The organism is Pseudomonas sp. SL4(2022), from assembly GCF_026625725.1.
Lineage (GTDB): Bacteria > Pseudomonadota > Gammaproteobacteria > Pseudomonadales > Pseudomonadaceae > Aquipseudomonas.
Window position 1 is genome coordinate 2,698,443 of sequence record NZ_CP113060.1, and the last position, 16,167, is coordinate 2,714,609.

Here is a 16,167-nt window from a genome sequence, read left to right on the forward strand (position 1 = left end):
GCTCCATGTCCATCACTCCCTTTCCCGCGCGGCGGCTGATGCTGGCGTGCATCTTCGCCTTGGGCTGCGCCACGGCGCACGCCGAGAACTGGCCTGGCAGCGACTGGGACAGCCAGTTGGCCGCGCCCAGCAGCGCGCTCAGCGAGCTGGAGCGCTATGCCTTCCCCGCCCGTGATGACGCCACCCGCAAAGGCGTGCGCACTGATGCCCTGCTGGTAATCCGCGATGGCCAGGTGGTTTACGAGCGCTATGCCGCACCGACCACTGCCGCCACGCCGCACCTGACCTGGTCGATGGCCAAGAGCCTACTGGCCACCACCATGGGGGTGGCTTACGGCCAGGGGCGTTTCCGTCTGGATGCACCGGTGGCGGATTACTACCCGCCGTTTGCCGCACATCCGCAGGTCAAGGTCGGTCATCTGCTCAACTGGGCCTCGGGGCTGGACTGGCAGGAAGACTATGAATACGCGCCGCTGAAATCGTCGGTGGTGGCGATGCTCTACACCCGTGGCCGCAGTGATATGGCGGCGTTTACCGCCGCGCACCGCGCCGATGCCGAGCCGGGGGCACGCTTCCGTTATTCCAGTGGCGATAGCAATGTGCTGGCTGCTGCACTGAAAAACATGGTGGGCGAAGCGGCTTACGCCGATTACCCCTGGACTGCGCTGTTTGATCCGCTGGGGATCACGACCGCTGTCTGGGAGCGCGATGCCGCGGGCACCTTTGTCGGTTCCTCATACGCCTATATGAGCGCCCGTGACCTGGCCCGTGTCGGTCTGCTGATGCAACGCGATGGTCGCTGGGGCGAGCAGCAGCTGTTGCCCAAGGCGTGGGTCGACTTCAACCGTACGCCTTTTGCCAACTACCAGCCGCAGGCCGAAAAGCCGGGTGAAGCGGTGCCAGGCGGTCAGTGGTGGCTGAATGCGGCCGTAGCCGGTGCGGGCAGGCCCTGGCCGGATGCGCCGGAAGACACCCTGGTGGCGTCCGGGCACTGGGGGCAGGGGCTGTATGTGATCGCCAGTAAAAATCTGGTGATCGTGCGCTATGCCGATGACCGCGATGGCAGCTTTGATCGCAACCATTTCCTCAAGCTGGTTCTCTCCGCGTTGGCCGATGAGGTGCTGCCATGATTCGTCGTCGTCCGTTCAGCAGCCTGTTGTTGCTGATTGCGCTGTTGCTCGCGGCCCTGGCCTGGCAGAACCGCGCACACCTGCAAGCCTTTCCAGGCATCATCGGCGCTTACTCGGCCAAGGAGTACTGTTCGTGCCGCTATGTGGCGAACAACCCGGTCGACTACTGCGAGGCGTATGTGGCGCAGTATGTTTCGCTCTCCGGCTTTTTCGATGACCAAGCCAACAAGCGCGTGACCGCGCGCGGCCTGGGCAGCACCCAGAGTGCGCAGTGGCTGGGTCCGCGGCAGGGTTGCCAGCTGTTACCGCAAGCCGCGCCGCTACCGTAATCAGGGCCGTGATCGAATCGAGCGCCCGGCAGGGTTTGCAAGGCCCGGCCGGGCGGCTATGGTGGCGTCTCCATTTCCCATGCGTGAGCCGCAATGCGCAGAGTCAACCGCCGCGTGAACGGTCATGCCGCATAACGTCTTTCCCTGGCGACGCGGTAATGCACTGACGTTGCTGATCGACGGGCCGCAGTTTTTCGAGCAGATGCTGGCGCGCATCGACGCAGCGCTGCGACAGGTCGATCTGGAACTCTATCTGGTGGAAAGCGGGGCGTGCAGCCGCATGCTGATTGATAGCCTGTGTGCAGCCGCGCAGCGTGGTGTGGTGGTCCGTTGCCTGTTCGATGCCTTTGGCGCGCAGGGTTTGCATGCTGCGGATCGACAGCTGCTGCAGGCGGCTGGCGTGCAGGTACAGTGGTACAACCCACTGCGCTGGAAGCACGGCGTGCGCAACTTTCACCGTGATCACCGCAAGTTATTACTCGTCGACGAACAGTTTGCTTTTGTCGGCGGCACCGGTTCGACCGATGAATTCTGGCAGCCAGGCCAAAGCAGCAGTGTCTGGCACGAGGTAATGGTGGAAATCAGCGGGCTGCTGGTGGCCGATTGGCAGCAGCTGTTTGAGCGCCAATGGCTGGCATGTCAGACCTGGGTCGCCTGGCGACCAAAGCTGCCACTGCGCCTGAAAAGCCTGCCGGCCTTGCCCGCTTTAGGACAGGGGTTGGGCCGCGTGGCCTTTGCCGATGCCTTACAGCACCGCGATATTCTGTTGTCGCTGGTACGTGCTTTGCGCGGCGCCAAGCAGCGTATCTGGCTGGCAACGCCGTACTTTCTTCCGACCTGGCGGGTTCGTCGCACGCTACGCCAGGCCGCCAAGCGTGGCATTGAGGTGCGCTTGCTGTTGGCCGGGCAACATACCGATCACCCACCGGTGCGCTTTGCCGGCCAGCGCTACTACGCCAGCCTGCTCAAAGCCGGCGTACAGATATTCGAGTACCAGCCGCGTTTTCTGCACCTGAAAATGGTGCTGGTGGACGACTGGGTCAGCGTCGGCTCCTGCAACTTCGACCACTGGAACCTGCGCTTCAACCTGGACGCCAACCTGGAAGCGCTGGACCCGCAGTTTACCGCCAGCGTGGCGGCCAGCTTTCAAGCGGATTTTGCCGATAGCCAGGAAATCACTCTGGCCGACTGGCGCGCGCGGCCGTGGTGGCGGCGCGTGCAGCAATCCATCTGGGGGGCGCTGGATCAATTGTTGGTCAACCTGCTTGATCGCCGCCGCTGACCCGCACTTTTGTCGGGTGTGGGGCGGCTAGGGCGCCGTTATGCTCGGGTCATAACACCCATAATAAGGAAGCTGTCGATGCGAGCCCTGTCCTGTCTGACCGTGCTGTGTGTGCTGGTCTTGAGCGGCTGTTCAACCCCAGGAGCCTTTTTCGGAGCAACGCAGGGCCATGTGTTTCGTGAGCATGTGCTCAGTGATGAGGATCATGCCCTGGTCTACCTCTATCGGCCGCAGAGCGACTGGGCGGACCAGGAGCTGGAAGCCCCTGCGCTATTTCTCAACAATGAGCGCATTGGCAGTCTGCCGAGCAATGCCTATATGGTGCTGGAGTTTGATATCGCCAGTTATCAACTGGAGATGCGCCGCCCCTTGTTTGGCTCGCACTGGACTCTCTTCGCTGACGGTCCGCTGGATTTCACCCTGATCAGCAGCTTTGCCCTGGATGCCGAGGCCGGTGGTATTTATTACCTGCGCTACGACGAACTCAACCCGCCACCGGTGAACGAGCAGTCGCCGAGCCAGGGCGACGGTCCGCTGCAGCTGGTATCCAAGGCAGTGGCGGACACGGAAATCGGTGCCACCCACGAAATTCAACCCTTCGAACGGATTGCCGCCAGTGGCGAAACCGAGCGCATGCAGCGCAGCTTCTGGCGCCAGGTCGGCAAGTCGCTGGACAAGATCGGCATCTAGAACGCAACGGGCCAGCGCAAGGCTGGCCCGTTACCACAACGTGAGCATGGCCATTGCGGCCATGTACTGACGCCCTTAAATCAATTCAACAGCGACCGCCGTGGCTTCACCCCCGCCAATGCACAGCGAGGCGATGCCACGCTTGCCGCCGGTGTTTTTCAGTGCATTGATCAGGGTCAGGATGATCCGCGAGCCGGTGGAACCGACCGGATGACCCTGGGCGCAGGCGCCGCCGTAGACGTTGACCTTGGCGTGATCCAGGCCGTGTTCACGGATGGCTAGCATGGTCACCATGGCGAAGGCTTCGTTGATTTCGAACAGGTCAACGTCGGCCTTGTCCCAGCCGGTTTTCTTCAACAGATTGCTGATCGAACCAATCGGCGCAATGGTGAACTCGCTCGGGTCCTGGCTTTGGGTGGCGTGCGCAACGATCTTCGCCATCGGCTTGAGGCCACGTTTGGCAGCTTCTTCAGCGGTCATCAGGAGCAGCGCCGAGGCACCGTCGGAAATCGAGCTGGCGTTGGCCGCCGTGATGGTGCCGTCCTTGCGGAAAGCCGGCTTGAGGCCCGGAATTTTATCCAGATTGGCGGTCAGGGGTTGCTCGTCATCCTTAACCACGATGTCGCCCTTGCGGCTGCTGACGGTGAGCGGAACGATTTCCGCATCCAGTGCGCCGCTGGCGATGGCGCTCTGTGCGCGTTTCAGCGACTCAATGGCGTAGGCGTCCATGTCTTCGCGGGTGATGCCGTACTGATCGGCGGTTTCCTGGGCAAAAGAACCCATCAGGCGGCCGGTGCGCGCATCTTCCAAACCGTCGAGGAACATGTGGTCCTTGATCTCGCCGTGGCCCATGCGCAGGCCCGCACGTGCTTTGGTCATCACGTAAGGGGCGTTGGACATGCTTTCCATGCCACCGGCGATCATCACGCTGTTGCTGCCGGCCTTGAGCGAGTCAAACGCCATCATCACCGCTTTCATGCCCGAACCGCAGAGCTTGTTGATCGTGGTGCAACCGGTCGCAGCGGGCAGGCCGGCGTTCAGCGAGGCCTGGCGCGCCGGGCCCTGTTTCAGACCAGCAGGCAGCACACAGCCCATGATCACCTCCTGCACGTCGGCAGGCGCAACACCGGCACGTTCAACTGCAGCGCGAATGGCGGCCGCACCCAGATCAACCGCGGCAATGCTCGACAGGCTGCCTTGAAAACCACCCATCGGCGTACGTGCGCCGCTGACGATGACGATATCGGACATCGGAAAACTCCTCGTTTTTGTAATAGATCGCAGGTCAAACACATCGAATGCGAGGCAATGATTCTACTGCGTGACTAAAAATGCCCAAAGAGTCACGCAAAAAATCATTCTTTGGGCTGATTTGAGCAGGCGGCGGCGGCTCTAGATTGGGCCCACTGAAAAAACCAACAATAGGTACCGCCATGCTGCAGACCCGCCTGATTGCTCCCGCTGACAATGCTCACAATGCGCCGCTGCTGATCAAGCGCCTCTTGTTGTCGGGCATTCGTTACGAGAAAACCCGCGAAATCGTTTACCGCGACCAGTTGCGTTACAGCTACGCGACCCTCAACGAACGTGTAGCGCGCCTGGCCAATGTACTCACTGAGGCCGGGGTCAAGGCTGGTGATACCGTGGCGGTGATGGACTGGGACAGCCACCGCTATCTGGAATGTATGTTTGCCATTCCGATGATCGGCGCGGTGCTGCACACCATCAACATCCGCCTATCGGCTGAGCAGATTCTCTACACCATGAACCATGCCGAGGATGCGTTCGTGCTGGTCAACAGCGAGTTCGTGCCGCTCTACAAAGGCATCGAAAGTCAGCTGACCACGGTGCAGAAGACCATGCTCTTAACCGATGGCACGGACAAAACTGCCGAATTGAATGGTCTGGTTGGTGAGTACGAAAACCTGCTGGCGGCCGCCAGCCCGCGTTACGACTTCCCGGATTTCGACGAAAACTCGGTCGCCACGACCTTCTACACCACCGGCACCACCGGCAACCCCAAGGGCGTGTACTTCAGTCATCGCCAACTGGTGCTGCATACCATGGCCGAAGCCAGCGTGCTGGGCAGCCTGGACAGCATTCGCCTGTTGGGCACCAACGATGTGTACATGCCGATCACCCCGATGTTCCACGTGCATGCCTGGGGCATCCCGTATGTGGCCACCATGCTGGGGATCAAGCAGGTCTACCCTGGCCGTTATGAGCCGGACCTGCTCTGCCGGTTGATCAAGGAGGAGAAGGTCACCTTCTCCCACTGTGTACCGACCATTCTGCAGATGGTCATGGCCGCTCCCAGCGCCCAGGGCCATGATTTCGGCGGCCTGAAAATGATCATCGGCGGCAGCGCGCTCAATCGTTCGCTGTATGACGCCGCCAAGGCGCGTGGCATCCAGCTGACCGCTGCCTATGGCATGTCGGAAACCTGCCCGCTGATCTCCTGTGCCCATATCAACGATGAGCTGTTGGCCGGCAGCGAAGATGAACGCACCACCTACCGGATCAAGGCTGGCGTGCCGGTGCCGCTGGTGGAAGCGGCGATCATGTCCGCCGATGGCACCCTGTTACCGGCCGATGGCGAGAGTCAGGGCGAATTGGTGCTGCGCGCGCCCTGGCTGACCCAGGGTTACTTCCGCGAGCCGGAGAAGGGCGCTGAACTGTGGCAACACGGCTGGCTGCACACCGGTGACGTGGCGACCATCGACGACTTCGGCTTTATCGATATCCGCGACCGCATCAAGGATGTGATCAAGACCGGCGGCGAGTGGATTTCCTCCTTGGAGCTGGAAGATCTGATCAGCCGCCACCCCGCCGTACGTGAAGTCGCGGTGGTGGGTGTGGTCGATCCGCAATGGGGCGAGCGGCCGTTTGCCCTGTTGGTACTGCGCGATGGCCAGAGCCTGGATGCCAAAGGGCTCAAGGAACACCTCAAGCCGTTTGTTGATCAGGGCAGCATCAACAAGTGGGCGATACCGTCGCAGATCGCCCTTGTTACCGAAGTTCCCAAGACCAGCGTCGGCAAGCTGGATAAGAAACGCATTCGCTTGGATATCGTCCAGTGGCAGGCTGCCGGCAGTCCGTTCCTTTCCACGTTATAAGGTTTTCTGTAACGGGCGCAGCTGCAGGCAGCGTCCGTTATACGGCAGTCGCTTGGCACCGCGCAGGCCAGGCGGCTCAAGGCCTGTAGGTATCTGTGAAGTGATTGCTAGGTGGGTCTTGGCCGGTCAGTCCGGTTGTTCAATTAACGGCAAATCAGGTCGTTTGGGGTGACTGGCCGGTCAAACAAGCGTTTGGCTTGCTAATTGCTCATTCCAAGCCATTCTTGGCTCTGCCGGTAGTGGTCAACACGCCGAAACCTGCGAGCCAGAGTGCCTGGGGCTGCAAATCACACTTTCGAGGGATCAAGCAGAAGTACCCGCTGGCTATAGTCCGCACCATCCATAACAAAAAGCACATGGAGTAGCGTCGATGACAAAAACAAAACAAACCTGGCGCCTGGCAAAACTGCCACTGGCCGTCAGCCTCGCATCCACCCTCGCCGCCCCTGCATTCGGCGTTACTTTCAATATCGGTGAGATCGAAGGTCAGTTCGACTCTTCGATGTCGATTGGCTCAAGCTGGTCGGTGCGTGGTGCTGATCCAGATTTGATCGGTTTTAACAACGGTGGTGACGGTCTTTCGCAAACCTCAGATGATGGTCATGCCAATTTCAAGAAAGGCGAAACCTTCTCGAAAATCTTCAAGGGTATTCACGACCTGGAGTTGAAGTACGGCGATACAGGTGTATTTGTTCGTGGCAAATACTGGTACGACTTTGAACTGAAAGATGAAAGCCGTCAGTTTAAGGACATCAGCGACAGCAATCGCAAAGAAGGGGCGCAAGCTTCTGGTGCGCAAATTCTTGATGCCTTCGTTTATCACAACTATGCCATTGGTGAGCAGCCAGGCTCGGTTCGTTTGGGTAAGCAAGTTGTAAGTTGGGGTGAAAGCACCTTTATCCGTAACAGCATCAACGAAATTAACCCGGTTGATGTGTCTGCATTCCGCCGCCCTGGTGCTGAGGTGAAAGAGGGCTTGATCCCAGTCAACATGTTCTATGTGTCGCAGAGTCTGACTGAAAATCTCTCAATGGAAGCGTTCTACCAGTTGGAGTGGGATCAGACCGTAGCGGATAACTGCGGCACGTTCTTCTCTCAGGCAGACATTGTTGCTGATGGCTGTGACGACAATCTGCGTGTGTTGAGGCAAGCCTCGAGTTTTAGCGCACAGCAGTTGGCGCTGCTCGGAGGTCTCGGTGTTGATATCAACCAAGAAGGCGTGCTTGTTCCTCGTGCAGGGGATCGCGATGCTCGTGATGATGGTCAGTGGGGTACGGCATTCCGCTACTTCTTTGAGCCGTTGGACACCGAATTTGGTGCCTATTTCATGAATTATCACAGCCGCACACCAATTTTCAGTGCCACTGGTGCCGCTCCAGCGTTTTACAACGCAGCCACTATCCCAGGCTTCCCAGCTTCTGCGGCTCTAGCACCATTGCGTGTAGCTGGTAACTCCGAATATTTCATGGAGTATCCAGAAGATATTCGCCTTTATGGTGTGAGTTTTTCGACTACGTTACCAACCGGTACCGCGTGGGCTGGTGAGCTAAGTTACCGGCCGAATGCCCCCGTTCAGTTGAATACTACTGACGTTCTCTATGCCGGTCTGAAACCGCTTGCCAACCCAGCTTTCAACCCATTGGCGGCTGCAACTTTTGCTGGTGCTGGTCTTGGGAATATTTCTCTTCTTAACGGCGCACCTGGCAGTGATTTACATGGTTATCGCCGTAAGGAAATTACCCAATTTCAGACTACTTTTACCCATTTCTTTGATCAGGTCATGGGCGCTAGCCGCCTGACTCTGGTTGGCGAAATCGGAGTTGTACATGTAGGTGGTTTGGAAAGCTCAGATGACGTTCGTTATGGCCGAGATCCTGTATATGGTCCAGGTCCTCTTTCGGGTAACTATGCAGTATCTGGCGTTGGTGTATTTAACGCATGTAAAGGTCTGAATGTTAGCACTTTGGGTAACAATCCCAACGCTGAGAACGCGACCAAGTACTGTGAAGACGACGGGTTCGTTACTTCTACTGCCTGGGGTTACCGCGCTCGCGCCATCTGGGATTACCCGGACGTATTCGCTGGTGTAAACCTGAAGCCAAGTGTTTCCTGGTCGCATGACGTTGACGGCTACGGCCCGAACGGCTTGTTCACCGAAGACGCTAAGGCTGTCAGCTTGGGTCTGGATGCGGACTACCAAAACACTTACACCGCCAGCCTGTCTTACACCGATTTCTTCGGCGGCAAATACAACACTTCAATTGACCGCGACTTCGTTGCGCTCAGCTTTGGCGTGAACTTCTAAGTAAGCGGACGAGATTTTGAGGACGACTATGACTATGAAAACAACAAAAAGTCTGCTGCAAACCGGTGCGCTGACACTTTCGCTGCTGGCCAGCGGTGTGATGGCTGCCGTCTCGCCAGATGAGGCCGCGAAACTGGGTACTACGCTGACTCCGATTGGTGCGGAAATGGCGGGTAATGCGGATGGCTCGATCCCTGCCTGGACGGGCGGTCTGCCAGCCAGTGCTGGTACTGCCGACGGTGCGGGTTTCCTTTCGGACCCGTTCCCGAATGAGCAGCCGCTGTTCACTATTACCGCGCAAAACGTGGATCAGTACAAAGACAAGCTGACCCCAGGCCAGCTGGCGATGTTCAAGCGTTACCCGGAAAGCTACAAAATGCCGGTGTTCGCAACCCATCGTACTGCCAACCTGCCCGCTAATATTCTGGCCGCAGCCAAAAACAACGCGGTGAATACCAAGCTGGTCGAAGGCGGTAACGGTTTGGAGAACTTCGATCAGGCCAACCCGTTCCCGATTCCGAAGGACGGTCTGGAAGCCATCTGGAACCACATCACCCGCTACCGTGGTGGCAGTGTGAAGCGTCTGGTAACCCAGGCAACGCCGCAGCCGAATGGTTCCTACAGCCTGGTTTACTTCCAGGATGAGTTCACCTTCCGTGGCGCCCTGAAAGATGCAGACAACAGCAAGCCGAGCAACGTGCTGTTCTATTTCAAACAGCGCGTAACCGCGCCGTCGCGTCTGGCGGGTAACGTGTTGTTGGTGCACGAGACCCTCAACCAGGTGAAGGAACCGCGTCTGGCGTGGTTGTACAACGCCGGTCAGCGTCGTGTGCGTCGTGCGCCGCAGGTGTCCTATGACGGTCCAGGTACTGCCGCTGACGGTCTGCGTACTTCCGACAACTTCGACATGTACAACGGTGCACCTGACCGTTACGAGTGGAAGCTCAACGGTAAGAAGGAAATCTACATTCCTTACAACAGCTACCGTTTGGACTCACCGAAGCTGAAGTATGACCAGATCATCAAGGCTGGCCATATCAATCAGGATCTGACCCGTTATGAGTTGCACCGCGTATGGCATGTGACTGCAACCCTGAAGTCGGGCGAGCGTCATATCTATGCCAAGCGTGACTTCTTCATCGATGAGGACACCTGGCAAGCAGCGGCGATCGATCATTACGACGGTCGCGGTACCCTGTGGCGTGTGGCTGAAGCCCATGCTCAGTACTACTACGACAAGCAAGTGCCGTGGTACAGCATCGAAACCTTGTATGACCTGCTGTCTGGCCGCTACTTGGCTCTGGGCATGAAGAACGAAGAGAAGAGTGCCTACGAGTTCGACTACCCAGCCAAGGAAAGTGATTACACCCCAGCGGCCCTGCGCCAGGCGGGCGTACGCTAAACCTGCGTCATGCTGTATTGAAAACCGGCCCTAGTGGCCGGTTTTTTTATGTGCAGTCATTGATTTCGATTGTCTGGCCGGTGTTGCGATGACCCTTTGCCGACATGCTGTTACAAGCCGTCAGTTTGCCCCGCACACGCCAAGCACTCTGTGGCTGATGGATGAACAATCAGTGTAGTTTGCTACCCGACTGTACCCAGGGCTTCAAATGCACGAGTCAAGGCGCTAGTCTGCGGGGCATCGGTAGTGCCTCTGCCTGACTACTACAAGAAACCGGCTGATGACTGATTTGTCCCGTATTCCTGGCTTGGTAGCGACCCCCAATGTATTGGGCGGGCACTTCTATCGGCCTCCGTTACCCGCCCACTATGTTCCACGCCCGCGCTTGTGCGAGCGCCTGCTAGGTGGTTTGGCGGGGCGCCTGTTGCTGGTCAGCGCTCCGGCTGGGTTTGGCAAGAGCTCGCTGGCTATCGAGTTTTGCGAACACTTGCCAGAGCAGTGGCAAAGCCTGTGGTTGGGGCTGAGCGTGCGCGACAGCGATCCAGGGCGCTTTCTTGAGCGCTTGCTCAGTGGGCTGCAAGAGTTTTTCCCTGGTGTGGGGCAGGAGGCGCTGGGCTTGCTGCGCCTGCGTCAACGGCATCAGCCATTTGCCTTTGAAGAGTGGCTGGACGGTTTGCTTGATGAGCTGGCGGTGTGCCTTGATCCGCAGCAACCGTTGCTACTGGTGCTGGACGACTATCATCTGGCGCAAGGCGCCGTCTTGGATCGTTGCCTGCAGTTTTTTCTCAATCATCTGCCTACCGGACTGCTGATTCTGGTGACCAGTCGTCAACGCCCGGACTGGCACCTGGCGCGTCTGCGCCTGTCGCGCCAGTTACTGGAACTGCATGAACAGGATCTGCGCCTGACCGACGTTGAAAGTACTGCGTTGCTCCGGCTGCAGGGCGCCGAGCTGTCGGCCGAAGCGCTGGCCGCCTTGTTGCAACGCAGTGAGGGCTGGGTGGCGGGGTTACGCCTTTGGTCGCTGGCCGTCAGCGAGACGCAGGAGTCGGCGGCGTTGCCGGCGCGGGTGCAGGGCGGTGACGGGCTGATTCACGACTACCTGCTGGAAGAGGTGATCGAACGCCAGCCGGCTGACGTGCAGGCCTTTCTCTATGAGACGGCCAGTCAGGAGCGCTTCTGCGCCGAGCTGTGTGATGCCCTGCGCGATGCCCATGACAGCGCTGCGATTCTCCGCCACCTACAGGCGCATCAGGTGTTTCTGGTGCCGCTGGATGAGCAGGGCAAATGGTTTCGCTATCACCACCTGTTTTCCGATTTGCTGCGTAGCCGGCCGCAGCCCACCTCAGGTCTGCATTTGCGCGCGTGTCGCTGGTTCAGCGCTGAGGGCTTGCTGGATGAAGCCATCGAACAGGCGTTGCGCGCAGGCCAGCCGGACGTGGCAGCGAACCTGGTGCAGAACCTCTCCGAAGAACAGTTGTTGGCCGAGCAGAACGTCGCCACCTTATTGCGCTGGAAGATGGACTTGCCGGACAGCCTGCTGACCAGCACACCACGGCTGATTCTGTTGTACGGCTGGGCGCTGGCGTTGGCCTGTCAGCTGGATGCCGCCGAAGAACTGCTGGCTGAGCTGGGGCGTTTTATGCCCGCCCGCGAGCGCCGCGAGCAGGAAGGTTTGCTGGCCCAGTGGCTGGCCCTGAGTGGGGTGATTGCCCGCGGCCGCGGTGACAGCGGCAAAGCTCAGGCCTATTGCAGTGAAGCGCTGAGCTGTCTGCCGCTGGACCGTTATGGGCAGCGCCTGATGTGCCTGTCCAGTCTGGCCAACCTGGCGATTGTGCACGGTGATCTGTGGCGTGCCCGTGGGCTGAACCGTGAAGCGTTGGAGCTGGCGCAGCGGGTCGGTAACCCGCTGTTCGAAGCCCTGGCCTATTACGACCGTGCGCGGGTGTTGCAAGCCCGTGGCGAGGTGCTCCGCGCACTGGACGAAGTGCGCCAGGGCCAACAGCGTCTGGCCAAGCTGCCGTCCCAGCGGCAGTACGCCGCACGTGGACGGCTGACCCTGTACGAAGGCTATCTGCTGAGCCTGCGTCTGCAGCCGCAGCAGGCCCGTCAGCGCTTGCTGGCCGGAATTGCCGAAGCGCGTGGTTGTCGTGATATCAGTGTGTTGATCGGGTACTGCGTGCTGGCCAGCCTGGAAGGGCGCTGCGGCAACCTGCCAGAAGCGTTTGCCCAGTTGGCCGAGGCCGAGCGGCTGATGCATATCTGGGATATTCCGCCGATCTACTACCTGGCGATGATCACCCTGACCAAATGCGAGCTGTGGCTGTGTCAGGGTCAGACTGAGCTGGCGGGTGTCTGGCTGAGTCGCTTGCTGGATGCCTATGGCGGTGAGCAGGCCGCTGCCGCGCCAGAGTTCCATCCACAACTGCCATTGCATGTTCAGCTGCATCTGGCCACATACGAGCGTTTGCAGGGCGAGGATGAACAGGCCGAGCGGCGTTTGCGCGGGCTGAGCCAGCTGGCGCAGAACGCCGGTGGTCAGCTGCTGGGGGCGCTTGCGCAGATGCAACTGACGGATCTGCTGCGTGATGCCGGGCGCGAACGCGAGGCGCAGCAGCAGTTGCACAGTGCCCTGCAAACGGCGGCCGGTGGAGGCTTGCTGCCTTTCCAGGGGCTGCTGACGCGACAACCCGAATGGCTACGTGAGCAGTTGCTGACCCAGCACGCCAGCCCGCTGATCGAAGCCCTGCAACAGCATCTGCCGCAGGCGCTGGTCAGTCAGGATGATTATGCCGCTGTGGTCGATGCCCTTAGTTCGCGGGAGTTGGCCGTGCTGCAATTGATCGCCCAGGGCTGCTCCAACCAGGAGATCAGCGACAGCCTGTTTATCTCCCTGCACACGGTCAAGACCCACGCCCGCCACATCAACAGCAAACTCGGTGTGGAGCGGCGCACTCAGGCCGTGGCGCGGGCCAAGAGCCTCGGCCTACTGCGCTGATTCCGCCGGAACTGATAGATCAAGGCTGCGCGTTGGCGCTTTGCGTGGTTGCGCCGCGGCGGCGGCCAGTTTGGCCTGCACATCCTGCTGGATACTCAGCAGCACTGGCTGCAGTTCGCGCATGTTTTGCTGCACTTCTGCATAAGCATGCTGCTGCGCCAGTTGTTCGACACGCTGCAGCAAGGTTTCACGCACCTCCCCGCTCAAATGAATAAACAGTTCGGGCAGTTGCTTGCTCAGTTCGGCGCTGTAGAGCACCAGCTCTTCACGGCCAAACTGTTTGGTCAGGCCCAGGTAATCCAGGGCGCTGGAGGTGAGCATGGCTGCTGCCGCCTTGGTTTCATGCAGGCCTTGCAGACGCACCGGGTTGCTTTGCTCGGTTTGCGAGAGGGTCATCCAGAATTCGGTGGTCAGGGTAAACAGCACCGCCTGCTGGCGCAGTGAATAACTCATCACACCCAGCGCTTCGGCGGCATAAGGCTGCTGCACCGCGCGAAAATCAAAATACAGGCGCATCAGCTCCTTGAGGCGGAACAGCGCTTCGCGGGCTTCGTTCTGCCGCAGCTCCAGCGGGGCGTAGATGTTCAGCTGCGGGCGGAAGTTCTCTTCGCTGACCATGCGCTGGTAGATCGGTCCGGTGAACTCGCCGCTGCGGCGGGGCAGGGCGTTGAGCTGAGTGCTGTCGACCTTGTTCAGGGCCTCCAGCAGCTGCTGGTAGTCGGCGCTGTTCCAGGGTTTATGGATGTCGGGAATCTTCTGCCCGAGGTAGAACAGCTCGCTGGCCTGCACGGGCGCGAGCAGAACCAGCAAAAGGATGGCCAGCGATAAGGTACGGCGTGATGGTAGCGTGTGCGACACAAGAACAATCCTGCGGAGTAGGCGTGGCCCAGCGTAACCAGCTTGGCGGCTCGCGTCACCCGCGCCTTGGTTGGGAAGTGTGCGATGCAGCAGGCGTTGGCAGAACTGGGTGCCGTTCGCGCGGTATTTGAAGACCTCGGCGGTTACGGCGCGGTGGCCCAGCAGCAGGAGCAGGATGGCGATGGGCCGCTGATCGGTCATCTGCAACGCACCAATATTCAGCTGGCGGCGATTCCGGTTTTCGCCCGCAAGGGGCTGGCGGACACCACGGTGAACGACCTGCTGGCGGCGGCCAACGTGTCGCGACGCACCTTCTACAAGTACTTCGAGAACAAGATGCAGGTGCTCGAAGGCATCTATCAGACGGCGGTGTCCCTGCTGCTGTCGCGTTTCAGTGAAATGCAGAGCATTGCCGGCAGCCCGCAGGCCTGGCTGCAGGGTATGGTCGGGCGCTACTTCGACTATCACCTGGCGGTCGGGCCGATTATCCGTCTGATGCAGGAAGAAGCCCTGCGCGCCGATTCCCCGCTGGCCGCACACCGCCAGCGTGCGCATACCGAGATGGCGCGGTTGCTGGCCGAACGTCTGCACGGTGCCACCCAGGCGGCTGACCCGCTGACCTACCGCGCGCTGATCTGGGCCATGGAGGCGGCATCGCTGGAGCTACTGGGCCGCGCCGCCAAACGCGAGGAGATCGAACAGGCCAAGCGTGTGCTCAGTGAGCTGCTGATTGCTTCGCTGTGTCCCGCGCCCCGCTCAACCTAGGTTGGTACGAATAGTCGTCGAGCGAAGGTCAGGCGAGGCAAAAAACGGTGAGGAAGCGGAGTTTACGAGTTGTAAATGAGCATTCCGAAGCGGTTTTTAACGAAGCACCACCGAGCGCAGGCACTTGTCGTACCTAACCTAGGTTAGGCGTCAGCCCAGGGTGTACATGCTCTGATAGACCAGATGCATCTTTCCCATAACAACAATCTAGAGGTGCCTGCATGTCTGCTTCCAGTCTCCCGCTGACGCCACCGCTGGCGGCCGGTTTTGCCCGTCTGGGCTTCGGCGCCCTGCCGCTGGAGCGCCTCAAGGCGCGCTATGGCAATGCCGCCAATGGCTCGCGCTACATCGAACTCGATGGCTTCAACCTGCATTACCGCGATGAGGGCAGTCGCGACAAGCCCGTGTTGGTATTGATCCACGGCGTGGTGGCCTCGCTGCACACCTGGGATGACTGGCTGCCAGCCTTTACCGCTGAATACCGGGTGATCCGTTTCGATGTGCCGGGCTTCGGCCTCACCGGCCCGGCCCGCGATGGCGTGTATTCCGCCGAGCGGATGATCAAGGTATTCGGTCTGCTGCTCGACTACTTGGGCGTGAGCAAGGCGTCGATTGTCGGCAACTCCCTGGGCGGTTATATCGCCTGGAACTTCGCCCTGGCGCAGCCGCAGCGAGTGGAGAAGCTGGTGCTGATCGATCCGGCCGGTTATCACATGCACAAAGTGCCATGGATGATTGCTGCTGCTGCCTTACCCGGTGCCACCGTGGCCATGCCACTGTGGATGCCGCGCGCGTTGATCGCCCAGGGCATCAAGGAAGTGTACGGCGAGCCGGCACGGATCAAGCCGGGTGTGGTGGATCGCTACAACGACCTGACACGGCGACCCGGCAACCGCCGGGCGATGATGGATATCTTCCGCGTGCTGCTCAAGGTCAATAAAGACGAACTGCACACCACGCCGACACGGGTGGCGCAGATTCAGGCGCCGACGCTGCTGCTGTGGGGCGAGCGTGACCGCTGGATTTCGCCCAAGCACGTGCCGCTGTGGCAGCGTGACCTGCCGGGCATTCAGGTGAAAACCTACCCGGGCGTTGGGCATATTCCGATGGAAGAAATCCCGCAGCAAAGCGCCGCCGACACCCTGCGTTTTCTACAGGCTTAACGTCGCCGCTAAAGCGCCTCCCACAATGTTCTGTCGATGAGTGTGTGGGAGGGGCTTTAGCCGCGACGTAACCCGGATGCAATCCGGGCTACAAGAGGTGCATAAAAAAGGGAGCCGGCGGGCTCCCTT

12 protein-coding genes are annotated in these 16,167 nt (G+C 59.8%); 10 read left to right on the top strand and 2 right to left on the bottom strand.

Annotation, left to right across the window (positions count from 1 at the left end; translation table 11 throughout):
• Window positions 1-5: 5 nt before the first annotated feature.
• The 4 genes from OU997_RS12730 to OU997_RS12745 all read left to right on the top strand — a co-directional run bounded on the left by OU997_RS12730 (window position 6) and on the right by OU997_RS12745 (window position 3,431).
• Window positions 6-1,130, top strand: coding sequence for a serine hydrolase domain-containing protein (locus tag OU997_RS12730; RefSeq protein ID WP_420713192.1), 1,125 nt, complete (start codon window positions 6-8; stop codon window positions 1,128-1,130).
• Entirely contained in the window at window positions 1,127-1,459 is a 333-nt protein-coding gene (locus OU997_RS12735; RefSeq protein WP_108487046.1) for an amidase, read from the top strand. Before OU997_RS12730 ends, OU997_RS12735 begins: the two co-directional genes overlap by 4 nt.
• Window positions 1,460-1,583: 124 nt before the next feature.
• Window positions 1,584-2,741, top strand: coding sequence for a phospholipase D-like domain-containing protein (locus OU997_RS12740; RefSeq protein ID WP_267806882.1), 1,158 nt, complete (start codon window positions 1,584-1,586; stop codon window positions 2,739-2,741).
• 78 nt (window positions 2,742-2,819) lie between these two features.
• Window positions 2,820-3,431 carry a DUF2846 domain-containing protein gene (locus tag OU997_RS12745; RefSeq protein ID WP_267806883.1) on the top strand — a complete coding sequence of 204 codons (612 nt, stop codon included), beginning with the start codon at window positions 2,820-2,822 and terminating at the stop codon, window positions 3,429-3,431.
• A 75-nt stretch (window positions 3,432-3,506) separates the two neighbouring features.
• Here the strand turns inward: OU997_RS12745 and OU997_RS12750 are convergent, their stop codons facing one another.
• Window positions 3,507-4,682 carry a thiolase family protein gene (locus OU997_RS12750; protein ID WP_267806885.1) on the bottom strand — a complete coding sequence of 392 codons (1,176 nt, stop codon included), beginning with the start codon at window positions 4,680-4,682 and terminating at the stop codon, window positions 3,507-3,509.
• Between the two features lie 182 nt (window positions 4,683-4,864).
• Here OU997_RS12750 and OU997_RS12755 point away from each other — a divergent pair, with 182 nt between their 5' ends.
• The 4 genes from OU997_RS12755 to OU997_RS12770 all read left to right on the top strand — a co-directional run bounded on the left by OU997_RS12755 (window position 4,865) and on the right by OU997_RS12770 (window position 13,252).
• Window positions 4,865-6,547 carry a fatty acid--CoA ligase gene (locus OU997_RS12755; protein ID WP_108487042.1) on the top strand — a complete coding sequence of 561 codons (1,683 nt, stop codon included), beginning with the start codon at window positions 4,865-4,867 and terminating at the stop codon, window positions 6,545-6,547.
• 370 nt (window positions 6,548-6,917) lie between these two features.
• Window positions 6,918-8,852: a DUF1302 domain-containing protein gene (locus OU997_RS12760; protein ID WP_267806887.1), complete on the top strand. Its 1,935-nt coding sequence runs from the start codon at window positions 6,918-6,920 to the stop codon at window positions 8,850-8,852.
• A gap of 34 nt (window positions 8,853-8,886) precedes the next feature.
• Window positions 8,887-10,254 carry a DUF1329 domain-containing protein gene (locus tag OU997_RS12765; protein WP_108487053.1) on the top strand — a complete coding sequence of 456 codons (1,368 nt, stop codon included), beginning with the start codon at window positions 8,887-8,889 and terminating at the stop codon, window positions 10,252-10,254.
• A gap of 280 nt (window positions 10,255-10,534) precedes the next feature.
• A complete protein-coding gene (locus tag OU997_RS12770) occupies window positions 10,535-13,252 on the top strand; it encodes a LuxR C-terminal-related transcriptional regulator (protein ID WP_267806888.1) in 2,718 nt (905 codons plus the stop codon).
• Here OU997_RS12770 and OU997_RS12775 read toward each other — a convergent pair.
• Window positions 13,241-14,110, bottom strand: coding sequence for a hypothetical protein (locus OU997_RS12775; protein WP_108487039.1), 870 nt, complete (start codon window positions 14,108-14,110; stop codon window positions 13,241-13,243). The two genes, OU997_RS12770 and OU997_RS12775, sit on opposite strands and share 12 nt — an antisense overlap.
• A gap of 84 nt (window positions 14,111-14,194) precedes the next feature.
• On the opposite strand from OU997_RS12775, the gene OU997_RS12780 reads away from it, so the two are divergent.
• Window positions 14,195-14,875: a TetR/AcrR family transcriptional regulator gene (locus tag OU997_RS12780; protein WP_108487038.1), complete on the top strand. Its 681-nt coding sequence runs from the start codon at window positions 14,195-14,197 to the stop codon at window positions 14,873-14,875.
• A gap of 221 nt (window positions 14,876-15,096) precedes the next feature.
• Complete coding sequence (locus OU997_RS12785) at window positions 15,097-16,038, top strand: alpha/beta fold hydrolase (protein WP_108487037.1); 942 nt, start codon at window positions 15,097-15,099, stop codon at window positions 16,036-16,038.
• The last annotated feature ends 129 nt before the right edge of the window (window positions 16,039-16,167 follow it).

Bases quoted from the DNA above. Each gene is read 5' to 3' on its own strand.
- OU997_RS12730 (WP_420713192.1), top strand. From the start codon at position 6: ATGTCCATCACTCCCTTTCCCGCGCGGCGGCTGATGCTGGCGTGCATC.
- OU997_RS12735 (WP_108487046.1), top strand. From the start codon at position 1,127: ATGATTCGTCGTCGTCCGTTCAGCAGCCTGTTGTTGCTGATTGCGCTG.
- OU997_RS12740 (WP_267806882.1), top strand. From the start codon at position 1,584: ATGCCGCATAACGTCTTTCCCTGGCGACGCGGTAATGCACTGACGTTG.
- OU997_RS12745 (WP_267806883.1), top strand. From the start codon at position 2,820: ATGCGAGCCCTGTCCTGTCTGACCGTGCTGTGTGTGCTGGTCTTGAGC.
- OU997_RS12750 (WP_267806885.1), bottom strand. From the start codon at position 4,682: ATGTCCGATATCGTCATCGTCAGCGGCGCACGTACGCCGATGGGTGGT.
- OU997_RS12755 (WP_108487042.1), top strand. From the start codon at position 4,865: ATGCTGCAGACCCGCCTGATTGCTCCCGCTGACAATGCTCACAATGCG.
- OU997_RS12760 (WP_267806887.1), top strand. From the start codon at position 6,918: ATGACAAAAACAAAACAAACCTGGCGCCTGGCAAAACTGCCACTGGCC.
- OU997_RS12765 (WP_108487053.1), top strand. From the start codon at position 8,887: ATGAAAACAACAAAAAGTCTGCTGCAAACCGGTGCGCTGACACTTTCG.
- OU997_RS12770 (WP_267806888.1), top strand. From the start codon at position 10,535: ATGACTGATTTGTCCCGTATTCCTGGCTTGGTAGCGACCCCCAATGTA.
- OU997_RS12780 (WP_108487038.1), top strand. From the start codon at position 14,195: ATGCAGCAGGCGTTGGCAGAACTGGGTGCCGTTCGCGCGGTATTTGAA.
- OU997_RS12785 (WP_108487037.1), top strand. From the start codon at position 15,097: ATGTCTGCTTCCAGTCTCCCGCTGACGCCACCGCTGGCGGCCGGTTTT.